Below are 24,310 nucleotides of genomic sequence, written 5' to 3'. Positions count from 1 at the left end.
CGGGTTGAGCTGCGGATCAGGCGGGAGATGCAAGGGATGATGCAGTGGCGATTGGGATGGCGGCTGCTTCGCCGGGAAGGTTTCAGCGGCGAGCTGCGCTGGTTTGTGCTGGCGCTGGCCCTGAGCGTGGCGTGCGTCTTGAGTGTGGCGCTGGTAGCGGATCGGCTCGATGCCGGACTCAAGGCATCGGGCCGCGACTTTATCGGGGCGGATCGGGTGTTGCGTACTGCCGCTGCTCTGCCGGATGGTTGGCTGGAACGGGCGAAACAGGATGGTCTGATGGTGCAGACCACCGTCAGCTTCAACAGCATGCTGTTTCACGGTGATGTGTTGCAGCTCGCCTCCATTCGGGCGGTGCCCGACGGTTTCCCCTTTTACGGCAAGCTGGAGCTGGAACCGGCCCGTGCCCCGGCCCCCGGCGAGATCTGGCTCTCCGCCCGGGTGATGCAGCTGCTTAAGGCCAAAACGGGGGATGAGCTGGAGGTGGGCAATACGGTGCTCAAGGTGGCAGGCCTGCTTGGCGAGGAGCCGGATCAGGGCTTCAGCCCCTTCCTGCTGGCGCCGCGGGCGCTGATCCACAGTGCCGATATCGAGGCGACCGGTGCCCTGCTACCCGGCAGCCGCCAGCAGTGGCGCTATCTGTTCAAGGGGCCGCGGGAATCGCTGGCCCGTTACGAGCAATGGTTGTTGCCACAATTGCAGGCCGGACAGAAGTGGATCAAACCGGATGACAGCGAATCCCAAGTGGGCCGCTCGCTGGCCAATGCCGAGCGTTTCTTCCGGCTTGCTTCCCTAAGCGGGGTATTGCTGGGGGCGTTGGCGATGGGGATCGCGGTGCGCCACTTTGCCGAGCGCCAGACCAATATGGTGGCGCTGCTCAAAACCCTGGGGGCATCCCGTCGCTCGCTCTGGCAACTGATGGGAACCCTGCTGCTGTCGTTGACGCTGATCGGCGCGTTGCTGGGTCTGGTCGCGGGTACGGCCATGCAGTGGATCACCTTGCAACTGCTGGGGGACCTGCTGCCGCCGGATCTGCCGCCTCCCTCTTGGCGCCCCTTTGCCCTGGGAGTAGCGGTGGCGCTCTTTATCACCCTGCTGCTCGCTTTTGTGCCCTTCTTGCGGCTGCTGAAAGTGCCGCCGCTGCGGGTATTGCGTCGGGAGCTGGAGGCGGGCATTCCCCCCTGGCTGGCCCTGCCGGTCGGGTTGCTCGGGCTGTTTGCGCTGGTTTGGGGCTTTACCGCCGATGTGCGGCTGGCGCTGGGTCTGGTGGGTGGCATGGGCTTGCTGATGGGGCTGCTGGCCCTGCTGGCGGCGCTGATGTTGCGGCTGGGAGCAAACGTGAACGGGCCTCATGCCTTGCGGTTGGCGCTGGCCCACCTGTCGCGCGAGCGCAGCAGCGGCCTGTTCCAGCTGGCGGGCTTTGCGCTGGCATTGATGCTGTTTGGCTTGCTCTGGGCGGCAAAGGTCGATCTGCTGGATGAGTTTTCGGCTCGTCTTCCCGTCGATGCACCCAACCGTTTTCTGGTCAATGTGGCCGAGAATGAGCGGGAGGGGATCCTGAGCGAGCTGGCGGCAGCCGGGGTCACCACCTCCGACTTCTACCCCATGGTGCGCGGCAGGCTGACCCATATCGCCGGTGAGGCGGTGGGCGAGGGGGCCAGCAGTGGCCGCGAGGGGGTCGATCGGGAGCTCAACTTCACTACCACCGCCACCCTGCCAATCGACAACAAGCTAGTGGCCGGGAAATGGCTCGCCGGGCCCGGCGAGGTGTCGGTGGATAGCGAGTTGGCCAAGCGACTCGATATCAAGCTGGGGGACATGCTCGCCTTTACCATCGAGGGTCGCAGTTTCGGCGCCAGGGTTACCAGTCTGCGCAGCATCAAGTGGGACAATATGCGCCCCAACTTCTACATGATCTTCTCCGGGGATCTGCTGGCACCCTTCTCCCGCACCTGGCTTGGCAGCTACCGGTTGCCCGAGGCTGGGCGTACTGCCGAGGTGGAGCTTATTCGCCGCCACCCCACGGTGAGCCTTATCGATGTGGATGACCTGATTGCGCGGCTTACGCAGGTATCTGAGCAGGTGAGCCGGGCACTGGCGTTGATGCTGGGGCTGGTGACGGTGGCGGCTCTGCTGGTGCTGCTGACCCAGACACAGGCCAGCATGGCTCAGCGTCGGCGCGAGCTGTTGCTGATGCGCACTCTGGGTGCCAGCAGCGATCTGCTCAGGAAGATGCTGCGCTGGGAGCTGGTGGCCAGTGGTGCGCTGGCGGGGCTCTGTGCCGCCATGGTGGTGGAGCTCTGCTCCTTTGGCCTGCAGTGGTGGTGGTTCGAGGGGCAGTGGCAGTTCCACTGGGCCATCTGGCTTGGTCTGCCGACGCTGGGGGCGCTGCTGGTGACGCTGGCGGGGCAGGGAATGCAGCGCCAGCTGCTGGCTGGCACCCTGAGCGATCGGCTGCGGGGTCTGGGTCAGGGATTGTTGTAATCCCGCCAGCGTGAGCCGATGCACACAAGGTGCAAACAATAAGCAAGCAGCCCGGCCATTGGTCGGGCTGCTTGCTATGCGAGGTATTGATGAACAGGATCAGAGAGCTGGCATCGGTTAACGGGGCTCGCGCAGCAGATTGGCGAGGGCACTAGGCAGTTCGGGATAGCTGAAGTGAAAACCGGCCTGTTGCAGCCGGGCTGGTAGCACTTTTTGCCCGGTCAGCAGCAGGTCTGCCGCTTCGCCCATGGCCAGTCGCAACAGGGGGGCGGGAACGAAGAAGAGGTGCGGTCGGTGCAGGGTAGCGGCCAGCGTCTCGCTGAACTCCCGATTGCTGACCGGATGGGGCGCCGTTCCGTTGAAGATGCCGCCGCACTCTTCGTGCTCCAGCAAGAACAGCATGGCGCGTACCAGATCCTGCACATGGATCCAGCTCATTATCTGTTTGCCCGAGCCCATGGGGCCGCCGAGGCCGAGTCGGTAGGGGGGGAGCATTTTGGGTAGCGCGCCTCCCTCCATGCCGAGTACCAGTCCGATTCGTACGATACAGACTCGGGTCTGGCTGCTCTGGGCCTCCTGCGCCAGGGTTTCCCATTGCTGGCAGAGCTGGTGGGTAAACTCGTCGTGGGGAGAGCTGCACTGCTCGTCGAGGGTTTCGGTACCCTGTTTGCCATACCAGCCGATGGCGGAGGCGTTGATCAGCACCTTGGGCGGTGTGCTGGAGAGTTTGATGAGATCCACCAGCTGCTCGGTCAGCAGCCAGCGGCTATCGCAGAGCAGTTGTTTGCGCGACTCGCTCCAGCGCCCGGCGGCAATGGGTTCACCCGCCAGATTGATCACGGCGTCCACGTCATTGAGGTCATCGAGTCGGTCTAGGTTATCCAATACCTTGATATCGTGACCCAGCAGGGAGTATGCGCGGCTCCCCTGCCTGCTCAATACCACGACCTCGTGATTGACCTTGAGATGGGCAACCAGCTTGCGGCCGATAAAGCCTGTTCCGCCGGTAATCAGAATTTTCATGCTGCACACTCCTGCTCCCTTTTGCTCTACTCTAATTGGCTGATTCTGGATCAACAAGCAGGGTCGCAGAGTATGTGATGAGCAACTCAACTGTGTTAACCGTGCCGCTGATTTGCCGCCAGGTGTGGAATAATAGCGTTAACTGATTGATTTCTGTCGGGTGGTTATTTTGCTCCATCGAAGTCATTGCGATCCTTGTCGCCTTCCATCCGGGCTGTCCCCCGACTTGCACAATAAAGAGGCCGTATGCCATTTCGTCGATTGAAACTTCGTCAGCTCTACAAGCGGCTTCTGGTGTCGCTGTTGATTGGGGTGGGGATCCTGCTGCTGGGGGGGGCTGCCATCATCTGGCAAACTGTTTCGGAGATAGAGCGGGATGCGGAGTCTCGTTTGCAGCGGGCTATGGAGATGTTCGACAGGACCTTCAATCATGCTCGGCAAGCAGCCATCAATTTGGAGGGGATGCTGGGTCACCCCTGCCAGGAGGCGGCACAGCGGTTGCGCGAGCAGGTGACTACGGTACCCGATGTGCGTTCCGCCAATCTGGCTATTGGTAGCCACATCTACTGCACCTCGCTCTATGGTGACTACGATGGTCTCTTCAATCCGGACATCTATGTGGAAGGCAGGCTACAACTGCTACCGGGTAATGAGGTCACACCGGATCGTCCGTTGATCGTGCTGCGTCACCAGACAGACAAGGGGAGTGTATTGATCGTGGTAGATGGGTACTACCTGCGCAATACCCTGGATATCTCCAGCAAGAATTCACGGATTGCCCTGGTGGTGGGAAATACGGCGCTGTTTGGTTCGGGCCAGATGGGGCCCGCCCCTTCTGCTACGGAAGAGGGGTATCTATCCTATCGGTCAGCCAGTTTCCCTTACCAGGTAGCCACTCAGGTCACTAACCATGATTATCTGATCCACGCTTGGCGCCACTCCGCAGGCAGTATCGTGCTCTATCCTCTGCTGGCCTTGCTGGTCGGGATCGGTTCCTTCAGGCTGATGGGGCGTAGCCGCTCACCATCAGAGGAGCTCAAGCGGGCGTTGATCGAGGAGGAGTTTATCCCCTACCTGCAGCCGGTGGTTTCCGGTGAGGATGAGCGATGGCATGGCTGTGAGGTGCTGATGCGCTGGCAACATCCCAAGCAGGGGATGATCTCGCCGGATCGCTTTATTCCGCTGGCGGAAGATAGCGGGTTGATCGTGCCCATGACCAGCCTGCTGATGACTCAGGTGCGCGACTATTTCTCCCCTGATGCCCGCAAGTTGCCAGCCGGATTTCATTTCGGTTTCAACATTTGTGCCAGTCACTGCAAGGATTTGAGCTTGGTGACCGACTGCAGGGATTTTATCAACGCCTTCAAGGATAACCCCGTCAAGTTGGTGCTGGAGCTGACCGAACGGGAGCTGATTGTTGCGGACGAGACGACCGACAAGCTGTTTGCTGAATTGCGTCAGTTGGGAGTCATGATCGCCATCGATGACTTTGGTACCGGCCACTCCAGCCTGACTTATCTGCAGCAGTTCCAGGTAGATGCGCTCAAGATCGATCAGAGCTTTGTCGGAATGATCGGGTCTGATGCCCTTTCCAGCCATATCGTCGAGAATGTGATCGATCTTGCAACCCGGCTGGGTTTGAAGCTGGTTGCGGAAGGGGTGGAGACTGAGGTGCAGTCGGACTACCTGCGGACTCGCCATGTTGATTATTTGCAAGGGTATCTCTATGGCCGTCCCATCCCGATGAAGCAGTTTTGCAAGACCCTGTTTGGCTGATGGGTTGCGTTGAGGACATAAAAAAACCAGCGATGATCGCTGGTTTTTTGTTGATACGGTTTGGCTTGGGCGATCAGAGCATGCGCTGGAGGGCGCGGGCCAAGCGTTTGACCCCCTCCTCGATGGTCGCTTCAGCGACGCAGGAGAAGCTCAGACGCAAGGTGTTCTTGATCTCTGGGCGCACGTAGAAGGGGGCGCCGGGTACGAAGGCCACCTTCTCCTTGATCGCCTCGTCAAACAGCGCCATGGCACTGATGTGGTCAGGCAGGGTCAGCCAGAGGAACATGCCCCCTTCGGGTCTGGTGTAGCTGACGCCGGGCGGGCAGTGACGGGCAAGCGCGGCTTCCATGGCGGCACGCTGGCGACCATAGACCTCCTTGATCTTCTCCAGATGGGCATCCAGTGAATTGTCGGTCAGGAAGCGGTGCAGCACCTGCTGGCTGAAGGCGTTGCTGTGCAGGTCGGTGGCCTGTTTGGCGATAGTCACCTTCTTGCGCAGCCACTCCGGCACCAGCATCCAGCCCAGACGGAAGGCGGGCACCACGGTTTTCGAGAAGGAGCCGAGCAGCACGGTATTGTGTGGCGCCAGCTTGGCAATCGGGGGCAGATGTTCCCCTTCGAAACGCAGCTCGCCGTAGGGGTCATCTTCCACCATCAACAGCTCGTGGTTGACCAGTCGTTCGGCTAGCGCCTCGCGATTGGCACGGCTGTAGGAGACGCCGCTCGGGTTCTGGAAATTGGGCACGCCGTAGAGCAGCTTGGCATTTGAGCCGTTTGCCAGCAACGCATCCAGCGCCGCCAGATCCAGTCCAGCTTCGCCGAGGGTAATTGGCTTGAAGGTGGGTTGGTAGACAGAGAAGGCCTGGATGGCGCCAAGGTAACCCGGCTCTTCAATAATGAGATCCTGTCCCTCGTCGATCAGTACCTTGCCCAGCAGATCCAGCGCCTGCTGGGATCCGCTGGTAATGAGGATGTTGTCCGGATTGACCTGCATGCCGTGGCGGGCCAGATAGCGGTCGGCAATATACTGGCGCAGTGGAGCGAAGCCCTCTGTCGCCGCATATTGCAGGGCGGCAGCCCCTTGCTCGCGCAGTACATCCTGACAGGCCTGATCGATCGCCTTGACCGGAAACAGATGGGGGTTGGGCAGGCCACCGGCGAAGGAGATGATCTCCGGATTGGCGGCAACTTTGAGGATTTCACGGATAAAGGAAGGTTCGACTTTCTCGAAGCGCTGGGCAAAAAACGGCTGCATAGACAATTCTCTCGGCATGTGGGCGGTCGCTCCATTCGACCGCCAGGTTATCCGTTTGTATCAGATTTCAGAAATGAGGCAATGATTGTCACAAAAATCGCCCAAAAAGGGCAGGTTTGGCACCTGCCCGAATTTTACCTGTCTGTGTGGCGACAATGCATTGAGTTGGGGCGATCTTGTTTTGTTGAAAAGCAACTGACCTTACAAACCCGGTTCCTTGAGGAAGCGGATCATCAGGTCGGTGTTGGCGCCAAGTTGGCTTTCTACTCTGCCTGGGAATAGTTCCGCCATCTTGTCGAGGCGGTCATACTGGGTGTGCCAGATTTTTCCCCACTGGGTTTCGCTGTCACGATCGCAGGCGCTCTTGGTGGCATCGTCGTAGCAATCCCATAGTGCGGGATTGGTACTTTGGGAGTAGCCGTCGTAGCCATCTGCACCGTTGATGGTGAAGTTGGTCGCTTCAACGTAGGCGATCGGCACCCCCAGGCAGGCAAAGGGGGCGTGATCTGACCAGCTGCCGGTCTCCCCTTCCGGATAACCGCTGTAGCTGGGATGAATGGCAAATGGGGTCGCTGTCTGTTTGGAGAGGGTGAGGAGGCGATCCCGCACCTTGGGATCGAAGCTGTAGCGGCTCGGATCGGCGCAGTTGTATTCGGCGACGTCCGAGTGGGCTGAGTGGACGTAGACGATGTCGCCCCCGGCGATGGTGTCGTAGTTCACCATCGCCAGCAGCTTGGCGACGGCGGTGCTGTCGAGGCTGGCGGCATAGGCTTTGGAACCGTTGAGACCGTTCTCCTCCGCGCCGAAGAATGCAAAGCGAACCGTGTAGGGCAAGGTTTGTCCTTTAAGCTCCTCCGCCACTGCCAGCAGGGCCGCGACGCCAGCGCCGTTGTCGGTGGCCCCTTCAGAGCCTTTCTTGTCACCTGTGCTGTCGTAGTGGGCGCCGATCAGGATCACCTTGTCACTCTTACCCTTGAGCTCTGCGATCAGGTTTTGGGAGTTTTTACTGGCGCCATTTTTGGTGTAGGTGAAGGGCTGGCGTTGCACATCGTAGCCCCAACCGGTCAGATGGTCCTGGATCCAGGCCGCGGCACGAGTTTCTGCCTCTGTCCCCGTGGGGCGTGCGCCAATCCCTTCTGCGGTTGAACTCAACTGCACCAGATACTCATAGGCTTGCTCGGCGGCGGCAGGAGCTTGCGAGTCATTTGTTGATGTGTTGCACCCCGCAAGCAAAGCGGTGATGGCAAACGCCAATGCTGTGTATTTCATACTGCAATCCTTTGTTGTGTATGGTTTTATTTGCGCAGGCAGCATGCACTCGACGCGTGACCGATTCTGTGAACGGGTCGGCATTTGTCAACCGTTATAGATGAATTGGTGAGAGATGAGGGATTTGTTTCGTGAAACACTTGCGCCTTGGGCCTATCTTGGGATAATTCGCTCCCCTGTTTTCGCGGGTCGATGAAATGCCGAGCCGCGAGCGGTCCCGCTCGGGATCGGACACAAGATGTATTACCCGGATTGATGAAATAACGAGACCATTATGCCTGTGACCCAAGATGTATTTAACGAAGACGGCAAGTTCATGCGCAAGATCCGCAGCTTTGTCCGTCGCGAAGGCCGCCTGACCAAAGGGCAGGAGAAGGCCCTGGAAGAGCTCTGGCCGGTCATGGGCATCGATTTCGAGCCAAAGCAGCTCGATCTGGTCGCGCTGTTTGGCCGTGAAGCTCCTGTGGTGCTGGAGATCGGTTTTGGCATGGGCGCCTCTTTGGTCGAGATGGCCAGGAATGCCCCCGAGAAGAACTTCATCGGTATTGAAGTGCACACCCCGGGCGTGGGGGCCTGTCTGGGCAGCGCGCAGGAAGCGGGCGTCACCAATCTCAAGGTCATTTGTCACGACGCAGTCGAAGTGCTGGAGCACATGATCCCGAACGGTTCACTCTCCTGCCTGCAGCTCTTCTTCCCGGATCCCTGGCACAAGAGCCGTCACCACAAGCGTCGCATCGTACAGCCTGCGTTTGCCCAGGATATTCGCCAGAAGCTGGCCATCGGTGGCGTGTTCCACATGGCGACCGACTGGGAAAACTATGCAGAGCACATGCTGGAAGTGATGAGCGCCGCCGAGGGTTACGAGAACACCTCTGCCTCCGGTAACTGGGTGCCGCGCCCTGACTGGCGTCCGCTGACCAAATTTGAACAACGTGGCCACCGTCTCGGCCACGGGGTTTGGGATCTGATTTTCAAGCGTGTCAGCTAAGCTGGCACGTCAACACACCTAGCGTATCAACTAACTTGAGGAGCTATCATGGCCAATCGTAGCCGCCGCCTGCGCAAGAAACTGCGCGTCGATGATTTCCAGGAAATGGGTTTCGACATCAGTTTCAACTTCCCGGTCGGCACTGCCGAAGAGACCATCGATGCGGTAGTCGATGCGATGATCGATGAGGTTGTTGAACCCCGTAAACTGGCTTTTGCCGGCTCCGGTCACCTGGCCTGGGAAGGGATGATCTGCACCCAGCAACTGGGCAAGTGTACCGAAGAAGACCGCGCTGCCGTCAAATCCTGGCTGGAAGGCAAGGGGATGGAAGCTGTGGTCGTTACCGAGCTGTTCGACCTCTGGTACGGTGAACCGGCCTGATACAAGGCTGCCGCATCTGGCGCCTTGTTGTGGGTAACTGAAAAATCCCGCCGCTGGCGGGATTTTTGTCAGTGGGGATGGGATCTCCACCGCTGTTTTAGTCATGGAATCGCTTATTGCTTATGGTGTTGTCATCCGAATTACTGGCCAGCATCCTCGAAGAGGTGCGCCCGTTGCTGGGACAAGGCAAGGTGGCCGACTACATTCCGGCACTGGCTCAGGTACCGGCCGATCGGCTTGGTATCGCAGTCTGTACCGTCGAGGGGGAGCTGTTCACCGCCGGTGACGCTTTTGAACCCTTCTCCATCCAGAGTATCTCCAAGGCCCTGAGCCTGACCCTGGCACTCACTCTCTATCAGGAGGAGGAGATCTGGGCCCGGGTTGGCAAGGAGCCCTCCGGCCAGCCCTTCAACTCGCTGGTGCAGCTCGAGTTCGAGCAGGGGATCCCCCGCAACCCCTTTATCAATGCCGGGGCGCTGGTGGTGAGCGATCTGCTGGAGACCCGCCTCACTGCGCCGCGTCAGCGTACCCTCGAGCTGGTGCGCCGTCTTTCCGGCAATCCGGCCATCATGGCGGATCAGGTGGTCGCCCGCTCCGAATATCAGCACTCTGCCCGCAACGCCGCCATCGCCTATCTGATGAAGGCCTATGGCAACTTCGAAAACGAAGTGGACAAGGTGCTGCAAAGCTACTTCAATGCCTGTGCCATTCGCATGAGCTGCGTCGATCTGGCGCGGGCATTCATCTATCTGGCCAACCGTGGTGTGCCACTGGGTGAGAGCGTGCCGCTGCTGCCCGCCCGCACCACCAAACAGGTCAACGCCTTGCTCGCCACCTGCGGTCTCTATGATGAGGCGGGCGATTTTGCCTATCGTGTCGGCATGCCGGGCAAATCGGGTGTCGGCGGCGGTATCATCGCCCTGATCCCGGGCGAGCTCTGCGTCTGTGTCTGGTCGCCGGAGCTCAACAAAGCCGGTAACTCGCTGGCGGGCACGGCGGCGCTGGAGCTGCTGGCCGAGCGGCTGGGTCGCTCCATTTTTTAACCTTGTTCACTATGAATCGAGAAATCACCATGAAACGACATCTTCGCTTCCTGCAGGCCGCGCTGGCGACCTTACTGCTCTGGTGTGCCCTGCCCGCCGTGGCAGGGGAGTTGCCACCGCTCTCGCTGGCCGATGCCAAGGCCAAACAGGCTGTCATCCTGGATACCCGCGCCAGCTACTTCTATCAGGGGTGGCCGATGGAAGGGGAGAAGCAGGGCGGCCATGTGGCGGGCGCCGAGAACCTCTCTGCCGAGTGGAAATACAGCGATGAAGAGTGGCCAAAGGCGCTCGAGATCAAGGGGCTGAAGGCCGATCGTCCGGTTGCCCTCTACGGCGCGTCCCGCGAAGTGGCCGAGGTGGCCCGTCTGCTGCGCAAGCAGGGGATCAAGCAGCTGTTTGAGCTGCAAGGGTGGCAAGCCGCACCGCGCGAGTCGCTGGCACGCTGGCAGCAGCTGGTCTATCCGCGCTGGTTGGCGGATCTGCAAGAGGGCAAGCCGGTTGCCGCTGCGCCCAAGGGTGACTGGAAGCTGTTTGAAGTGGATTGGGGTTCACCCAAGGCCTACCTCATCAGCCACATCCCGGGGGCCGGATATATCGATACCAACAGCCTCGAAGAGGAGCCGCTGTGGAACAAGGTCTCTGACGAAGCGCTCAAGAAGCTGCTGCTGGATAACGGCATCCGTCACGACACCACCGTCATCCTCTATGGTCGCAACACCATGGCGGCTGCCCGTGCCGCGCACCTGATGATGTATGCGGGGGTGAAAGATGTACGCCTGCTGGACGGTGGTCTGGATGCCTGGTTTATCCAGCACCTGCGTACCGAAACGGGTCTGCCCAACAAATATGAGCCGGTGAAGGAGTTTGGCGTGGCCATTCCCGCTCACCCTGAGTACTACACCACGTTAAGTCAGGCGAAAGAGTTGCTCAAGCAGCCCGATAGCGCACTGGTCAGCGTGCGTACCTGGGACGAGTTTGTCGGCAACACCTCAGGTTACAGCTACATCAAGCCGAAGGGTGATATCCCGGGGGCCAAGTGGGGTCACGGCGGGGTGGATGCCAACAGCATGAGCGACTTCCACAACCCGGACGGCACCATGAAGCCGGCCCGCGAGATCCTCGCCATGTGGGAGCAGTGGAACATCGAGCCAACTCAGCAGGCCGCGTTCTACTGCGGTACCGGCTGGCGCGCCTCCGAGGCTTTCTTCTACGCTTGGCTGATGGACTGGAAACAGATCAGCGTCTACGACGGCGGTTGGTACGAGTGGAGTTCCGATCCCAAGAACCCGACCGTGACCGGTGAGCGTCAGCCTGCCAAGTCATGATTGCGTTATTGCGCTTGAAAGAAGAGGCCGGACAGAGATGTCCGGCCTTTTTCATTGCGCTCGCCACCCGGCCAGATAGCGAGGCTAAGTCGCTGATTATTGACGGCGATCCCGCTTTGCTCATCCTGCCATCCCGTGCCGTGCGATTGAACTAGGCTTCAAGAAACATCCTCGTGGTGAGGATGATCGCAGAAGAGGCCGCAATGAAAAAACTGATGATGATCCTGGTGTGCGCCCTGGGGCTGGTGGCATGCAGCTCCCAATACATCATGAGCACCAAGGATGGCAAGATGATCACCACAGAGAGCAAACCCAAGCTGGATGAGAGTACCGGCATGTATCGCTATTACGATCATGAAGGGCGCGAGGTAATGATCAAGAAAGATGACGTGACCCAAATCATGGAGCGCTAAGCGCTCTCTTGCCGCAAGGGCCGCTGTCTGCGGCTCTTCTCTTTTTGCCGAAAAGTCGCGCTGTTTTCTCTGTTTATCCCCGCACATTCGCAGCAAATTCAGCCGTGATACAGCTTCCGTTATGGTTTAACCCTTATCATCACATTCCATTTTTTATTGGAGGTGTTATGTCCTTGATGTCTAGCTGGAATTCCCGTTTTTCTGCACGCAGCTTGCTGGGTGGTGCCTTGCTGGTGGTGGCGTCAGCCAGCCATGCCGGTGACGATCAGTTCACGCTGGGGCGGACTATTTTACTGGGAGCCGGTGATCATGGTGCGACAATTCCTTTGGTGGTTTGCCGTCAGACCAAATATATCAAGGTGAAGGCGGAGCGTGATTTGACCCTGGATCGGGTGGTGGTGACCTATGGTGGTGATCGTACCAAGACCATTCGTTTCGATCGGGAAATGAGCAGTGATAAAGAGACCGAGTGGAAATCACTGGGCTCGCGCCGTTGTGTGAAAAAAATCGAAGTGTACGGTAATTCAGAGCGCAGCAAAGCGGGCGTAAAAGTATTCGGCCGCAAATAAGTGATGCGGTTTTTCTGCGCAAACAGATGAGTTAAAAATAATGGCGAGCCGTGGCTCGCCATTATTTTTTATGGTCGGGTTTGCTATTTTTTCGGCCGAAATGGCTTGATGACGGTTTCATCGCACTCGAGATACGGTCCTTCCATCAAATCGATGCAGTAGGGGATGGCGGGAAAGACGGCATCCAGACATTCGCGGATTGATTTGGGTTTGCCCGGCAGATTGACGATCAGGGTATCGTCGCGCAGTCCGGCAGTCTGGCGTGACAGAATGGCGGTCGGCACAAACTTGAGGGATTCGGCCCGCATCAGCTCGCCAAAGCCCGGCATCATGCGATCACATACCGCTTCGGTCGCTTCCGGCGTGACATCCCGCTTGGCCGGGCCGGTGCCGCCTGTGGTGACGATGAGGCAACACTGTTCCTCATCCGCCAGCCGGATCAGGGTCGCTTCAATCTGCTCCTGCTCATCGGGGATCACCTGATAGACAGGTTCCCACTCCGAGGTCAGATAGGCGTTCAGGGTGTCGATGATGGCCTTGCCGGAGAGGTCTTCATAGATGCCCGCGCTGGCGCGATCGCTGACGGTGACGATACCGATTTTTGCCTTGCTCATGGTCTGCTCTTGAATGTCCGATAAAAGTGGCAATTAAAATAACATAATCAGTGAGATATGTTAAACCGTCAGGAGATGACGCGGGTCGGTGAGGAAAGAATAAAGTGTCGAATGAAGCAAAAATAAGGCCACCTGGATTTTTATTTGCAATAAAAAACAGAAAATCACAACCTAAAATGTATAAGTGTTTTATCTCGCATGAATTAAAAACAATCGCTTGTTTCCAAACACAATTAAAATAGATAGACACCCTCGTAGTGACCATTGTCCGGTTTAGTCGCCAGTGGATGGATTGAACCCTTTTTAGCCGCGTCGTATATACAGATTTATATGGCTGGGACGTGATGGTGTGGTACCGCAGTGTGTTGCCAGCAATAGTCGCCAAGGAGGGCATATGGAGTTGCCTGATTTTGACACCCTGAAGGAGTTGGCTGCGAGTGAGCCCTCCCGGCTGGATGCGATTCTGGAGCAGCAGATCGACCAGTTGATGGCCCGTGCGAGCCCCGATCAGCAGCGCCGTCTGCGCGGGTTGCAGTTCAAGATTGATGGTCAGCGCCGGCTGGCGAAAAACAATCTTGATAGCTGTATCCGGATTACCAACATGATGCGGGAATCTTTTTATTTGATGCGCAGCGAAATGAGCCAGTTCAGGGAAGAGGGGGACCCTCCGCCTGAAAGCGATGGCAGTGGTAAAATAATCCATCTGGCGGACTATCGACGTCGCAAATAATCTGCAATAACCCCCCTTGGTTGATATTTCAGCCAAATCGGTGAAGCCATGATAAAGGGAATTGCTGGCGACCTGATTGTTATGGTTTTTAATGTTAGTCGTAATGTATTTGTGATGTAATTTCTTTTCTCTTTCTTGTAATAACTAATTAGTCAGGTTGTGATAGGGGTGGATGAATAACGGTAAAAGTTAGGCTAATATGGCCGAAATTTTTATTGCTACGACTCGAAGGGATTATGAGAAGTATCACACCAAGACGGGTGTTGTCGCGGGAGCAACAGACAGAGATCACCCGCATTATCGTCAAGGTGGGTCAGATGTTGGCCCAGTTCGGGGCGGAGAGCCGGATCATCGAGCAGACCACGGTGCGGCTGGGGATGGCGCTGGGGCTGGAGAGCGTCGAAATGGCCATCTCTTCCAGTGCCATCGTGCTCACCAGTCTCTATCAGGGGGGCTGTGTTACTACTACCCGGCGGGTGCGCGAACATGGCATCAATATGCAGGTGGTGTGCGAGATCCAGCGGATCTGCATCATGGCGGAGAAAGAGCTGATCGGTGCCCGTGAAGTGCGCCAGCGCCTCGAGGCCATCGTCCCCTTTCACTATCACCCTTGGCTGGTGGTCCCCATGGTGGGGCTCTCCTGTGGTGCCTTTAGCCTGCTGTTTGGCGGTGACTGGCCCATTTTCCTGGTGACCTGTTTCTCGTCTGCCGTGGCGATGCGGGTGCGCCAACTGATGGCCCGCCATCACCATAGCCCGCTCATCAACTTTGCCGCCACCGGCTTTATTGCCACCTTGCTCTCCTCCAGCGCCACCTTTTTTAACTGGGGTGACCAGCCCTATCTCGCCATGGCGGCCAGCGTGCTGCTGCTGGTGCCGGGCTTTCCGCTGATCAATGCGGTCTCCGACATGGTGAAGGGCTACTTCAACATGGGCTTGGCCCGCTGGGGGACTGCGACCCTGCTGACCATCAGCGCCGCCATAGGTATCATTTTGGCCATGTCGGTCACGGGGATCTGGGGGTGGAAAGTATGATGGATTTGCTCTGGCTACTGGCCAAGGATGCCTTCTGGTCCTCCATTCCGGCGGTGGGGTTTGCCATGCTGTTCAACGTGCCGCCACGGATGCTGAAGTATTGCGCCATGGGCGGCGCGCTGGCCCACAGCTTGCGTACCCTGCTGATCCACTACGGCATGCCCATTGAGTGGGCGACGCTGGCGGCGGCGACCACGGTCGGCTTTGTCTGCGTCTACTGGTCTCGCCGTCTGCTGGCGCCGCGTCCGGTGTTCAGCGTTGCCTCGATTATTCCGATGATCCCGGGCAGTTATGCGTTCAAAACCATGATTGCGGTGGTAGAGCTCAACATCAACGGCGTGACCATGGAGTTAATCCAGAGTGCGGTGGAGAACGGCCTCAAGGCGCTCTTTATCGTCGGTGCCCTCAGTTTCGGTTTGGCGATCCCCTCTCTGGTCGTGTACCGTAACCGCCCCATAATCTGACAGACGGTGAGAGGCCCAATGAAGATTTCCATGATTGCCGCCATGGCCCACGACAGGGTGATCGGCAAGGACAACCAGATGCCCTGGCATCTGCCTGCCGATCTGGCTCACTTCAAGCGTGTCACCCTCGGTAAACCGGTATTGATGGGGCGCAAAACCTTCGAATCCATTGGTCGGCCGCTGCCCGGACGGCGCAATCTGGTGATCAGCCGCAATCCCGGTTATCAGGCCGAGGGCATTGAGGTGGTGGGCTCCGTCGAGGCGGCGCTAGCGCTGTTGGCAGGCAGCTCGGTGGAGGAGTTGATGGTGATTGGTGGCGGTCATCTCTATGCCGAGATGTTGCCGAGCGCGGATTGCCTCTATCTGACGCAAATCGATCTGGCGGTGGAGGGGGATACCCGCTTCCCTGCTTTTGACGATGGTCAGTGGCAACGCGTTGATTGTGAGAGCCACCCTGCCGATGAAAAGAACCCGCACCCCTACCGATTCGAGACCTGGCAGCGCCGCTGAATCATGGCATGTGCTAACCGATAGCCACGAAAAAGCCCCTTGTGTTGCACAAGGGGCTTTTTTCGCACGGGCTATTTGCCAGAAGTTCCGTGCCAGCAGGCCGATAGTCCAGAGGTGGCTGCGGCGATCTCATCGTGGCGGGTGAATTCTCCTTTAGCCTCCCTCCTCAGCTCCTTTTCTTGTCCCCCAATCTGTCCTCATTGCGATCAATAAATAGTTAGATATGTAATCATTTGGTCGTTGTCGATTATCTGGATGGCGCGTTACACAGTTACCGTCATTAACCTGCATTTTATTGCGCTTTTTTGATTGTTTTTGAATGACTTCTCCCAGTACATCTTCGTTTTATATGGAAAATTTTATGGATAAAGCCAGGCTTTGTTCGGTTTTTATTGATAAAAATAACTTTTTAAAATCAATGGTTTATTTTGTGGTTTATTTTGTGGTTTATTTTGTGGTTTATTTTGTGGTTTGTTTTTGGGGACTCTATTGGTTCTTTTTTTTGGTTGTTAATTGCTTAGTGTAAAAACAATTGGTTCGCGTTCGGCAGGTTAATCACCAAGATGTCGACCATGAAAAAAGGACAATATGACAGTCAAACTCGAGGTTAAATCACTCTACAAAATCTTCGGCGATCAGCCGGAAAAAGCGTTCAAATTGCTGGCGAAAGGGCATGACCGCGCCAGCATCCTGCAAAAAACCGGGCAGACCCTGGGGGTCCAGGATGTCAATCTGGCCATCGACGAAGGGGAGATCTTCGTGGTGATGGGCCTCTCCGGCTCGGGCAAATCTACCCTGGTGCGTCTCTTCAACCGGCTGATCGAGCCGACCCGCGGTCAGGTGTTGATCGATGGCGAGGACATCGCCGCCATTTCCGACAGCGAGCTGCGTCAGGTGCGACGCAAGAAGATCAGCATGGTATTCCAGTCCTTCGCCCTGATGCCGCACCTGAGCGTGCTGGAAAACACCGCCTTCGGGCTGGAGCTGGCCGGAGTACCGCTGGCGGAGCGCCAGCAGAGCGCCCGTCAGGCGCTCCATCAGGTGGGTTTGGGTCAGTGGACTGATGCCTTCCCCGATGCCCTCTCCGGCGGCATGAAGCAGCGGGTCGGCCTGGCCCGCGCACTCGCCAACGACCCCGACATCCTGCTGATGGACGAGGCTTTCTCCGCGCTGGATCCGCTGATCCGCACCGAGATGCAGGATGAGCTGCTCAAGCTGCAGGCCAGCCAGCAGCGCACCATCGTCTTCATCTCCCACGATCTGGACGAGGCGATGCGCATCGGCGATCGCATCGCCATCATGCAGGACGGCCAGCTGGTGCAGGTCGGCACCCCGGACGAGATCCTCAACCAGCCCGCCAACGACTATGTGCGCGCCTTCTTTCGCGGGGTGGATCTGGCCAACGTGTTCAGCGCCCGCGACGTGGCCAGCCGCAAGCAGATGCCGCTCATCAAGAAGCACACCACCGACGGGCTAGGCAACGCCCTGCGCCAGCTCAAGGAGCAGGAGCGGGAGTTCGGTTACGTGGTGGATCGCCGGCGTCGCTTCATAGGGGTCGTATCGGTGGAGTCGCTCGGTCAGGCGGTCAGGGCCAAAGGCAGCCTGGAGCAGGCGCTGCTGGCGGACATCCAGCCCATTCTGGCGGACACCGCCCTCAACGAACTGATCAGCCAGGTGGCGGCCGCCCCCTGTCAGGTGCCCGTGGTCGAGGAGGATGGCACTTATCTGGGCCTCATCTCCAAGGCCAACCTGCTGAACACCCTGGACAGGAGTACCCCGGCATGAAGCGGATGAATCCCCATTTTTTACTGAGCGGGCTGCTGGCCCTGGTACTGCTGGCGAGCCCCTCCCTGCGTGCCGACGAGGCGGCAGTCGACCCCTGGGGGGCCAGTGCGGCGGCTACCGAGGTGGCCGATCCCTGGGGCAGTACCGACACTGAGGCTACCGACTGGCAGAACCAGATCGAGGCGGTCGATACCGCTGCCGCCGTTGACTGGCTGGATCCCTTCCAGCAGGCGCTGGTGCCGCTGGATAGCTGGGTCGAGGGCGGTATCGGCTGGCTGGTGGACAACCTGCGTCCCGTGTTTCAGCTGATCCGCGCGCCGGTGGAGCTGGCGCTGGGCGGCATGACCCATCTGCTGCAGACGATGCCCTCCACCCTGATGATCGGCCTGCTGACCCTGATCGCCTGGCAACTGGTGAACGGTCGCATGGCGCTGGGAACCCTGTTCTCACTGGTGGTGGTGGGGCTGATCGGCGCCTGGTCCGATGCCATGGTGACCCTGTCGCTGGTGCTGACCTCGCTGTTCTTCTGCGTGCTGATCGGGCTGCCGGTCGGCATCCTGCTGGCGAGGAGCGAGCGGCTGTCGCGCTGGACCCGGCCGCTGCTGGATGCGATGCAGACTACCCCGGCCTTCGTCTACCTCATCCCCATCGTCATGCTGTTTGGCATCGGCAACGTGCCCGGGGTGGTGGTGACCGTCATCTTCGCGCTGCCGCCGATGATCCGGCTGACCATGCTGGGCATTCGCCAGGTGCCTGCGGATCTGGTGGAGGCGGCCCACTCGTTCGGTGCCAGCCCCTCCCAGCTGCTGTTCAAGGTACAACTGCCGCTCGCCATGCCCACCATCATGGCCGGGGTCAACCAGACCCTGATGCTGGCACTCTCCATGGTGGTGATCGCCTCCATGATCGCGGTGGGGGGCCTAGGCCAGATGGTGCTGCGCGGCATCGGCCGGCTCGACATGGGGCTCGCCTCCATCGGCGGCCTCGGCATCGTGCTGCTGGCCATCGTGCTCGACCGCCTGACCCAGGCGATGGGACAGCCGGATCGCAGCCGTAGCGGCCGCTGGTATCAGCGCGGCCCCGCCGCCCTGCTGCTGCGCCTGCTCGGCCGCGACAAGTCAATCGATTACAAAGGAGTAAATGCATGAGACTCATCACCAAGACGCTGACCCTGGGTTCCCTGCTGTTGAGCTCCCAACTGCTCGGTCCGCTCGCCATGGCCAGCACCGAGCTGCCGGGGGAGGGCGTGCGCGTCCAGCCCCTGCAGAGCTCGTTGCCGGAGGAGAGCTTTCAGACCCTGCTGGTGAGCAAGCTGATGGCGCGCCTCGGCTATGACGTCCAGCCGGCTCAGGAGGTGGATTACAACGTGGCCTACGCCTCGGTGGCGCAGGGGGATGGCACCTTCCTCGCCTTCAACTGGATACCGCTGCAAAACAACAAGTATGAGCAGGCGGGAGGTGACAAGGTGTTCTTCCGTGAGGGCACCTATGTGGCCGGGGCCGCCCAGGGCTATCTCATCGACAAGCAGACCGCGACCCAGTACGGCATCACTAACCTGGGTCAGCTCAAGGATCCCAAGCTGGCGGCGCTGTTTGACGGCGATGGCGACGGCAAGGCCGATCTGGTGGGCTGCAACCCGGGCTGGGGCTGCGAAGAGGCGATCAACCGTCATCTGGCCGGCTTTGGCCTGACCCCGACCGTCACCCACAAGCAGGGCAATTACGCGGCGCTGATCGCCGATACCCGTGCCCGTTACCAGGCCGGCAAGCCGGTGCTCTACTACACCTGGACCCCCTACTGGCTCAGCAGCGAGCTGGTGCCGGGCAAGGACGTGGTGTGGCTGGAGGTGCCCGCCGATGGCCCTGATGCGGCCAAGACCCGGCTGCCGAACGGCAAGAACTATGGCTTCCCGGTCAACACCATGCACATCGTCGCCAACAAGCAGTTCGCCGAGGCCAACCCGGCAGCCGCTAGGCTGTTCTCCATCGTCAAGCTGCCGCTTAATGACATCAACGTGCAGAACGGCCTGATGAACAAGGGGCAGAACAAGCCGGCGGACGTGGAGCATCACGCCGACGCCTGGCTCAAGGGCCACGAGGCGCTGGTGAACGACTGGCTGACCCAGGCACGCGCCGTCGCCAAGTAATGAGGGGCGGTAGCTCGCTCTTTGCGCAAATAAAAACGCCCGGCAGTTGCTTGCCGGGCGTTTTTTATGGAGGCCGTGCGGGCGGGCCCTCTGCCTCAGATGCCGGAGCCGTCGTTCTCGCCGTTCTCCTCGTGCAGGCCGCATTCGCGCTTGAGGCCGAAGAAGCGGGTCTGCTCCTCGCTCATACCGGGCTCCCACTTGGTGGTGGTGTGCACGTCGCCCACCGACAGGTAGCCCTGCTCCCACAGCGGGTGGTAGGGCAGGTCGAACTCCTTGAAGTAGTAGAAGACGTCCTTGTTGCTCCAGTCGATCACCGGCAGGAACTTGAAGCGGCCGCGCTGGATGGCCAGCACCGGCAGCTTGCCCCGGCTGCCGGACTGCTCCCGGCGCAGGCCGGAGAACCAGGTGCGGGCATCCAGCTCGTTCAGGGCGCGGTCCATCGGCTCTACCTTGTTGAGCTGGTTGTAGCGGGTGATCCCCTCTACTCCCTGTTCCCACAGAAGGCCGAAGCGGGCCTCCTGCCAGGCCGGACTGAGCTCGGCCCGGTAGATTTTGAGGTTGAGGGCGAGCCGCTCGGTCAGCTCGTCGATGAAGCGGTAGGTCTCGGGGAAGAGATAACCGGTATCGGTCAGCACCACCGGCACATCGGCCTGCTCGCCGCTTACCAGATGGAGCATCAGCGCCGCCTGAATGCCGAAACTGGATGAGAGCACATGCTCCCCCGGCAGATTGGCCAGGGCCCAGCGCACCCGTTCTGGGGCGCTCATGGTATCCAGCTCGCGGTTGAGGGGCGCCAGCGCCTCGGTCTGCTCTTCACGGCCGAGGGCCAGCAGTGCCTGCAGGTCAAGGCGGCCATCTTCGGTGACATTAAGCGGCAGATTAAGCGGCATAAAAGTCCCTCGCAGAGTCGATAACGGGGGCAATCACCCCAACCCGGATCACGAAGTCGCCGAAGCACTCACCCTGATTTCGCTCGGTGGCCCAGCGGCCGATCAACGCGTCGAGTTCGGCCAAAATCTGCGGTTCGGTGATGTTCTCCTGATAGAGGCGCGGAATGCGGGTGCCTTCCAGGTTGCCCCCCAGATGCAGGTTGTAGCGGCCCGGCGCCTTGCCCACCAGACCCACTTCCGCCAGCATGGCGCGGCCGCAGCCGTTGGGGCAACCGGTGACCCGGAAGATGATGGCGTCATCCGTCAGCCCATGTTTGGTGAGCAAGCCCTCGATGTCGGTGACAAACGCTGGCAGCATGCGCTCCGCCTCGGCCATCGCTAGCGGGCAGGTAGGCAGTGCCACACAAGCCATGGACTGCTTGCGCTGCTCGCTCACGCCGTCATCCAGCAGGCCGTACTGGCGCGCCAGCCCTTCGATGCGGGCTTTCTCGCTGGCAGGCACCCCTGCGATGATCAGGTTCTGGTTGGCTGTCAGGCGAAAATCCCCCTGATGCACCTTGGCGATCTCCAGCATGCCGGTTTTGAGCGGCTTGCCCGGGAAGTCCAGCAGGCGGCCATTCTCGATAAACAGGGTGAGGTGATGCTTGCCGTCGATCCCCTCGACCCAACCGAAGCGATCGCCACGGCTGGTGAACTCATAGGGGCGAACTGGCCCGAACTGGATGCCAGCGCGGCTCTCCACCTCGGCCTTGAATGCTTCGACGCCGACGCGCTCAAGGGTGTACTTAGTCTTGGCGTTCTTGCGGTTGACCCGGTTGCCCCAGTCGCGCTGGGTGCTGACCACGGCGGCCGCCACCTCCAGCACGTGAGAGAGCGGAATAAAGCCAAAGTCGCTCGCCTTGCGCGGGTAGGTGCTGGTGTCGCCGTGGGTCATGGCGAGGCCACCGCCCACCAGCACGTTGAAGCCCACCAGCTTGCCATGCTCGGCGATCGCCACGAAGTTGAGATCGTTGGCGTGGATATCCACGTCGTTGTGGGGCGGGATCACCACAGTGGTCTTGAATTTGCGCGGCAGGTAGTTGGAACCCAGGATCGGCTCTTCGTCACCCCCCAGCTTCTCGCCGTCCAGCCAGATCTCCACGTAGGCGCGTGTCTTGGGCAGCAGATGCTCGGAGATCTTCTTGGCCCACTCGTAGGCCTCCTGATGCAGTTCGGACTCCACCGGGTTGCTGGTGCAGAGCACGTTGCGGTTCACGTCGCCGGCGGTGGCGATGGAATCGATGCCGGTGCTGTTGAGGGTCTGGTGCATCAGCTTGATGTCGCGCTTCAATACCCCGTGGAACTGGAAGGTCTGTCGGGTGGTAAGGCGGATGCTGCCGTAGAGGCTGTGCTCTTCGGCGAACTTGTCGATGATCTGCCACTGGGCCGGGGTGATGATCCCACCCGGCAGGCGGGCACGCAGCATGACGTTGTGCAGCGGCTCCAGCTTCTGGGCGGCGCGCTCCGGGCGGATGTCGCGGTCATCCTGCTGGTACATGCCGTGAAAGCGGATCAGCTGGAAGTTGTCGCCGTTGAAGCCGCCGGTGAGCGGGTCCTGCAGATCTTGCTCTATGGTGCCGCGCAGAAAGTTGCTCTCGCGCTTGAGGCGCTCGTTGTCGGCCAGCGGCCCTTCGACCGGTCCCGCTTTTGGGTGAGAAAGAGGTTGTTTGCTCATCAATAGACATCCCTTTGATAACGTTTGGCACGACGCAATTCGCTCAAATACTCTTCTGCTTCCTCACGGCTCTTGTGACCGTGTTCGGCAATTACATCCAGCAGGGTCTCCTGTACATCCTTGGCCATCTTGTTGGCGTCGCCACACACATAGAAGTGAGCGCCTGCTTCCAGCCACTGGTAGAGCTCAAGCCCTGCCTCGCGCAGACGGTCCTGCACATAGATCTTGTTGGCCTGATCCCGGCTGAAGGCCAGGGAGATCTTCGACAGCAACCCCGATTTCACATAACGCTGCCACTCCACCTGATAGAGGAAATCCTGGGTAAAGTGGGGGTTGCCGAAGAAGAGCCAGTTCTTGCCTTCCGCGCCCTGAGCTTCCCGCTCCTGCATAAAGGCGCGGAACGGGGCGATGCCGGTGCCCGGGCCCACCATGATGACGGGTGTGTCGGGATTGGCGGGCAGGCGGAAGTTGTCGTTGTGCTCGATGAATACCCGCACCTCGCCATCCTCAATCAGCCGATCCGCCAGATAGGAGGAGGCGGCGCCAGAGCGCACTGTGCCATCTTCCTGCGGGTAGCGCACCACGCCGACGGTCAGGTGCACCTCCTCTTCGACTTCGCTCTGTGCGGAGGCGATTGAGTAGAGGCGCGGGGTGAGGGGGCGCAGCAGGCCAACCAGCTGCTCGGCCGTGAGCGCGGTCGGGAAGCGTTTCAGCACATCCACCACCTGAGCGGAGGCGACCAGTGTATTTACCTGGGCCTTGTCACCGGCCAAGTCTTTCAGCGCCGCGTTGTCCGATATATCAGCGAGCCCTGTGATAAAGCCGCCGTGCAGCCGGGTCAGTTCGAAGTGACCGGTCAGGGCGGCGCGCAAGGTGCCGTGGGCCGTGGCTTCATCGCCAGAGAGGCCGGTCAGGGCCAGCACTTCCCCCACCAGGTCGGCGTCGTTGTCGAACCAGACGCCGAGGGCATCACCCGGTTGATAGGTGATGCCGGAGTCGGCCAGATTGATCTCGATATGGCGGATATCCTTGGTGGAATCCCGGCCGGTGATCTTCTGATTGACCGACAGGCGGGCAGGGAAGGGGTTCTCCTTGCTGTACTGGCTGTGGCCAACCGCCTGCTGCACCGCGCTGGCTACGCTGCTGCTGGCCGCTCCGGTAGAGAGGGTCGCGGCAATGGCGTTGAGTGCCTGTTCGCCCCACGCCTTGGCGGCATCCTGATAATCCACATCGAGGCTGGCGAGTTCATAAATGCGCTCGGCCCCTGCGCTGGCGAGGAAGTTGTCAAAATCTTTGCCGGTCTGGCAGAAAAATTCGTAGGAGCTGTCACCCAGCCCCAGCACCGCGAACTTGAGGCCGTCCAGCTTGCCGATCTTGCCTTTTTTAAGCTGCTCGAACAGATCGACGGCGCTCTCCGGCGGTTCACCCTCCCCGTAAGTGCTCACTACCACCAGCAGATGGCTCTCTTTCTTGAGCTGCTTGGGTTTGTAGTCGGCCATCGACGCGAGGGTGGCCGGTAGACCACGGGCTTCGGCCTGCGCCTTGATGGCAGTAGCGACACCTTTGGCGTTGCCGGTCTGGGAGCCGTAGAGAATAGTTAGGCTACCGCTGGGAGCCACGACTTCTGCGCCTGCGGTCGCAACGGGCTGGATGCCCACCTGGGAGAGGCCGTAGAGATATCCGCTCACCCAGGCCAGTTGCTGGGTATTGAGGGTCGAGAGTACCTGACCCAGCTGACGTTGCTGCTCGTCAGAGAGGGGGGAGAGGTTGAATGGGGAATCCTTCAATTGCATCACACGCGTCTTCCATGGTCTGATTTTTGGCCAGATTAAAGGGCGTGTTGGCTAACAACAAAGAATAAAAATATCTTCTTTATTCCATTATTGAATTTTGAAAG

22 protein-coding genes are annotated in these 24,310 nt (G+C 59.5%); 15 read left to right on the top strand and 7 right to left on the bottom strand.

Annotated elements, in window-relative coordinates:
• Window positions 1-36 precede the first annotated feature (36 nt).
• Window positions 37-2,484 (top strand): ABC transporter permease, encoded by a 2,448-nt coding sequence (locus G5367_RS07575; RefSeq protein ID WP_421245161.1) that lies wholly within the window; start codon window positions 37-39, stop codon window positions 2,482-2,484.
• 117 nt (window positions 2,485-2,601) lie between these two features.
• Here G5367_RS07575 and G5367_RS07570 read toward each other — a convergent pair whose 3' ends face one another.
• A complete protein-coding gene (locus G5367_RS07570; RefSeq protein ID WP_421245162.1) occupies window positions 2,602-3,507 on the bottom strand; it encodes a TIGR01777 family oxidoreductase in 906 nt (301 codons plus the stop codon).
• A 246-nt stretch (window positions 3,508-3,753) separates the two neighbouring features.
• Between G5367_RS07570 and G5367_RS07565 the strand changes: the two genes are divergently transcribed.
• Window positions 3,754-5,283, top strand: coding sequence for an EAL domain-containing protein (locus G5367_RS07565; RefSeq protein WP_216978150.1), 1,530 nt, complete (start codon window positions 3,754-3,756; stop codon window positions 5,281-5,283).
• A gap of 73 nt (window positions 5,284-5,356) precedes the next feature.
• Here the strand turns inward: G5367_RS07565 and G5367_RS07560 are convergent, their stop codons facing one another.
• Together G5367_RS07560 and G5367_RS07555 are read right to left on the bottom strand one after the other, a co-directional pair.
• Entirely contained in the window at window positions 5,357-6,538 is a 1,182-nt protein-coding gene (locus G5367_RS07560) for a PLP-dependent aminotransferase family protein (protein ID WP_421245163.1), read from the bottom strand.
• A gap of 201 nt (window positions 6,539-6,739) precedes the next feature.
• Entirely contained in the window at window positions 6,740-7,807 is a 1,068-nt protein-coding gene (locus G5367_RS07555) for a M28 family metallopeptidase (RefSeq protein WP_216978152.1), read from the bottom strand.
• 274 nt (window positions 7,808-8,081) lie between these two features.
• On the opposite strand from G5367_RS07555, the gene trmB reads away from it, so the two are divergent.
• From trmB to G5367_RS07525, 6 genes are all read left to right on the top strand, one after another.
• Window positions 8,082-8,795: a tRNA (guanosine(46)-N7)-methyltransferase TrmB gene (trmB, locus tag G5367_RS07550; RefSeq protein WP_421213130.1), complete on the top strand. Its 714-nt coding sequence runs from the start codon at window positions 8,082-8,084 to the stop codon at window positions 8,793-8,795.
• A 48-nt stretch (window positions 8,796-8,843) separates the two neighbouring features.
• Window positions 8,844-9,176, top strand: a complete 333-nt coding sequence (locus tag G5367_RS07545; RefSeq protein WP_421245164.1) for a YggL family protein — start codon at window positions 8,844-8,846, stop codon at window positions 9,174-9,176.
• Window positions 9,177-9,298: 122 nt separating this feature from the next.
• Window positions 9,299-10,219 carry a glutaminase B gene (glsB, locus tag G5367_RS07540; RefSeq protein ID WP_005348151.1) on the top strand — a complete coding sequence of 307 codons (921 nt, stop codon included), beginning with the start codon at window positions 9,299-9,301 and terminating at the stop codon, window positions 10,217-10,219.
• Window positions 10,220-10,248: 29 nt separating this feature from the next.
• The gene (locus tag G5367_RS07535; RefSeq protein WP_005362453.1) at window positions 10,249-11,544 is read left to right on the top strand and encodes a sulfurtransferase; all 1,296 of its coding nucleotides are present in this window, start codon (window positions 10,249-10,251) and stop codon (window positions 11,542-11,544) included.
• A gap of 203 nt (window positions 11,545-11,747) precedes the next feature.
• Window positions 11,748-11,957 (top strand): YgdI/YgdR family lipoprotein, encoded by a 210-nt coding sequence (locus tag G5367_RS07530; RefSeq protein ID WP_005335219.1) that lies wholly within the window; start codon window positions 11,748-11,750, stop codon window positions 11,955-11,957.
• A 167-nt stretch (window positions 11,958-12,124) separates the two neighbouring features.
• A complete protein-coding gene (locus G5367_RS07525; protein WP_346198201.1) occupies window positions 12,125-12,526 on the top strand; it encodes a DUF2541 domain-containing protein in 402 nt (133 codons plus the stop codon).
• 83 nt (window positions 12,527-12,609) lie between these two features.
• On the opposite strand, the gene mog is transcribed toward G5367_RS07525, so the two are convergent.
• Window positions 12,610-13,140, bottom strand: coding sequence for a molybdopterin adenylyltransferase (mog, locus tag G5367_RS07520; protein WP_005348144.1), 531 nt, complete (start codon window positions 13,138-13,140; stop codon window positions 12,610-12,612).
• A gap of 394 nt (window positions 13,141-13,534) precedes the next feature.
• Here mog and G5367_RS07515 point away from each other — a divergent pair, with 394 nt between their 5' ends.
• The 7 genes from G5367_RS07515 to proX all read left to right on the top strand — a co-directional run bounded on the left by G5367_RS07515 (window position 13,535) and on the right by proX (window position 19,809).
• Window positions 13,535-13,870, top strand: coding sequence for a DUF3135 domain-containing protein (locus G5367_RS07515; protein ID WP_021229719.1), 336 nt, complete (start codon window positions 13,535-13,537; stop codon window positions 13,868-13,870).
• A gap of 236 nt (window positions 13,871-14,106) precedes the next feature.
• Window positions 14,107-14,904 (top strand): threonine/serine exporter family protein, encoded by a 798-nt coding sequence (locus G5367_RS07510; protein WP_005348133.1) that lies wholly within the window; start codon window positions 14,107-14,109, stop codon window positions 14,902-14,904.
• Window positions 14,901-15,368: a threonine/serine exporter family protein gene (locus G5367_RS07505; protein ID WP_026035076.1), complete on the top strand. Its 468-nt coding sequence runs from the start codon at window positions 14,901-14,903 to the stop codon at window positions 15,366-15,368. Before G5367_RS07510 ends, G5367_RS07505 begins: the two co-directional genes overlap by 4 nt.
• 18 nt (window positions 15,369-15,386) lie before the next feature.
• Window positions 15,387-15,878, top strand: a complete 492-nt coding sequence (gene folA / locus G5367_RS07500) for a type 3 dihydrofolate reductase (protein WP_337072472.1) — start codon at window positions 15,387-15,389, stop codon at window positions 15,876-15,878.
• Window positions 15,879-16,466: 588 nt separating this feature from the next.
• A complete protein-coding gene (gene proV, locus G5367_RS07495) occupies window positions 16,467-17,663 on the top strand; it encodes a glycine betaine/L-proline ABC transporter ATP-binding protein ProV (RefSeq protein WP_421244175.1) in 1,197 nt (398 codons plus the stop codon).
• Window positions 17,660-18,811: a glycine betaine/L-proline ABC transporter permease ProW gene (gene proW / locus G5367_RS07490; RefSeq protein ID WP_421244176.1), complete on the top strand. Its 1,152-nt coding sequence runs from the start codon at window positions 17,660-17,662 to the stop codon at window positions 18,809-18,811. The genes proV and proW overlap by 4 nt, the downstream gene beginning before the upstream one ends.
• Entirely contained in the window at window positions 18,808-19,809 is a 1,002-nt protein-coding gene (gene proX / locus G5367_RS07485) for a glycine betaine/L-proline ABC transporter substrate-binding protein ProX (RefSeq protein WP_421244177.1), read from the top strand. The genes proW and proX overlap by 4 nt, the downstream gene beginning before the upstream one ends.
• A 95-nt stretch (window positions 19,810-19,904) precedes the next feature.
• On the opposite strand, the gene G5367_RS07480 is transcribed toward proX, so the two are convergent.
• From G5367_RS07480 to G5367_RS07470, 3 genes are read right to left on the bottom strand one after another with little or no spacing between them, the layout of a single operon-like run.
• Complete coding sequence (locus G5367_RS07480) at window positions 19,905-20,699, bottom strand: phosphoadenylyl-sulfate reductase (RefSeq protein WP_421294071.1); 795 nt, start codon at window positions 20,697-20,699, stop codon at window positions 19,905-19,907.
• Window positions 20,689-22,413, bottom strand: a complete 1,725-nt coding sequence (gene cysI / locus G5367_RS07475) for an assimilatory sulfite reductase (NADPH) hemoprotein subunit (RefSeq protein ID WP_201987386.1) — start codon at window positions 22,411-22,413, stop codon at window positions 20,689-20,691. Before cysI ends, G5367_RS07480 begins: the two co-directional genes overlap by 11 nt.
• A complete protein-coding gene (locus G5367_RS07470) occupies window positions 22,413-24,206 on the bottom strand; it encodes an assimilatory sulfite reductase (NADPH) flavoprotein subunit (RefSeq protein WP_270817717.1) in 1,794 nt (597 codons plus the stop codon). Before G5367_RS07470 ends, cysI begins: the two co-directional genes overlap by 1 nt.
• Window positions 24,207-24,310 lie beyond the last annotated feature (104 nt).

Source organism: Aeromonas sp. 604282 (assembly GCF_049170575.1).
Lineage (GTDB): Bacteria > Pseudomonadota > Gammaproteobacteria > Enterobacterales > Aeromonadaceae > Aeromonas > Aeromonas veronii_A.
The sequence above is the reverse complement of the archived record's forward strand: the minus strand, read 5'-3'. Positions and strand labels throughout refer to the sequence as shown.

What these genes read in the sequence shown, in the direction of transcription:
- G5367_RS07525 (WP_346198201.1), top strand. Translation starts at nt 12,125, where the DNA reads ATGTCCTTGATGTCTAGCTGGAATTCCCGTTTTTCTGCACGCAGCTTG.
- trmB (WP_421213130.1), top strand. Translation starts at nt 8,082, where the DNA reads ATGCCTGTGACCCAAGATGTATTTAACGAAGACGGCAAGTTCATGCGC.
- G5367_RS07560 (WP_421245163.1), bottom strand. Translation starts at nt 6,538, where the DNA reads ATGCAGCCGTTTTTTGCCCAGCGCTTCGAGAAAGTCGAACCTTCCTTT.
- G5367_RS07470 (WP_270817717.1), bottom strand. Translation starts at nt 24,206, where the DNA reads ATGCAATTGAAGGATTCCCCATTCAACCTCTCCCCCCTCTCTGACGAG.
- glsB (WP_005348151.1), top strand. Translation starts at nt 9,299, where the DNA reads ATGGTGTTGTCATCCGAATTACTGGCCAGCATCCTCGAAGAGGTGCGC.
- G5367_RS07545 (WP_421245164.1), top strand. Translation starts at nt 8,844, where the DNA reads ATGGCCAATCGTAGCCGCCGCCTGCGCAAGAAACTGCGCGTCGATGAT.
- G5367_RS07555 (WP_216978152.1), bottom strand. Translation starts at nt 7,807, where the DNA reads ATGAAATACACAGCATTGGCGTTTGCCATCACCGCTTTGCTTGCGGGG.
- proW (WP_421244176.1), top strand. Translation starts at nt 17,660, where the DNA reads ATGAAGCGGATGAATCCCCATTTTTTACTGAGCGGGCTGCTGGCCCTG.
- G5367_RS07515 (WP_021229719.1), top strand. Translation starts at nt 13,535, where the DNA reads ATGGAGTTGCCTGATTTTGACACCCTGAAGGAGTTGGCTGCGAGTGAG.
- G5367_RS07480 (WP_421294071.1), bottom strand. Translation starts at nt 20,699, where the DNA reads ATGCCGCTTAATCTGCCGCTTAATGTCACCGAAGATGGCCGCCTTGAC.
- proX (WP_421244177.1), top strand. Translation starts at nt 18,808, where the DNA reads ATGAGACTCATCACCAAGACGCTGACCCTGGGTTCCCTGCTGTTGAGC.
- G5367_RS07570 (WP_421245162.1), bottom strand. Translation starts at nt 3,507, where the DNA reads ATGAAAATTCTGATTACCGGCGGAACAGGCTTTATCGGCCGCAAGCTG.
- proV (WP_421244175.1), top strand. Translation starts at nt 16,467, where the DNA reads ATGACAGTCAAACTCGAGGTTAAATCACTCTACAAAATCTTCGGCGAT.
- G5367_RS07575 (WP_421245161.1), top strand. Translation starts at nt 37, where the DNA reads ATGATGCAGTGGCGATTGGGATGGCGGCTGCTTCGCCGGGAAGGTTTC.
- G5367_RS07535 (WP_005362453.1), top strand. Translation starts at nt 10,249, where the DNA reads ATGAAACGACATCTTCGCTTCCTGCAGGCCGCGCTGGCGACCTTACTG.
- G5367_RS07530 (WP_005335219.1), top strand. Translation starts at nt 11,748, where the DNA reads ATGAAAAAACTGATGATGATCCTGGTGTGCGCCCTGGGGCTGGTGGCA.
- mog (WP_005348144.1), bottom strand. Translation starts at nt 13,140, where the DNA reads ATGAGCAAGGCAAAAATCGGTATCGTCACCGTCAGCGATCGCGCCAGC.
- folA (WP_337072472.1), top strand. Translation starts at nt 15,387, where the DNA reads ATGAAGATTTCCATGATTGCCGCCATGGCCCACGACAGGGTGATCGGC.
- cysI (WP_201987386.1), bottom strand. Translation starts at nt 22,413, where the DNA reads ATGAGCAAACAACCTCTTTCTCACCCAAAAGCGGGACCGGTCGAAGGG.
- G5367_RS07565 (WP_216978150.1), top strand. Translation starts at nt 3,754, where the DNA reads ATGCCATTTCGTCGATTGAAACTTCGTCAGCTCTACAAGCGGCTTCTG.
- G5367_RS07510 (WP_005348133.1), top strand. Translation starts at nt 14,107, where the DNA reads ATGAGAAGTATCACACCAAGACGGGTGTTGTCGCGGGAGCAACAGACA.
- G5367_RS07505 (WP_026035076.1), top strand. Translation starts at nt 14,901, where the DNA reads ATGATGGATTTGCTCTGGCTACTGGCCAAGGATGCCTTCTGGTCCTCC.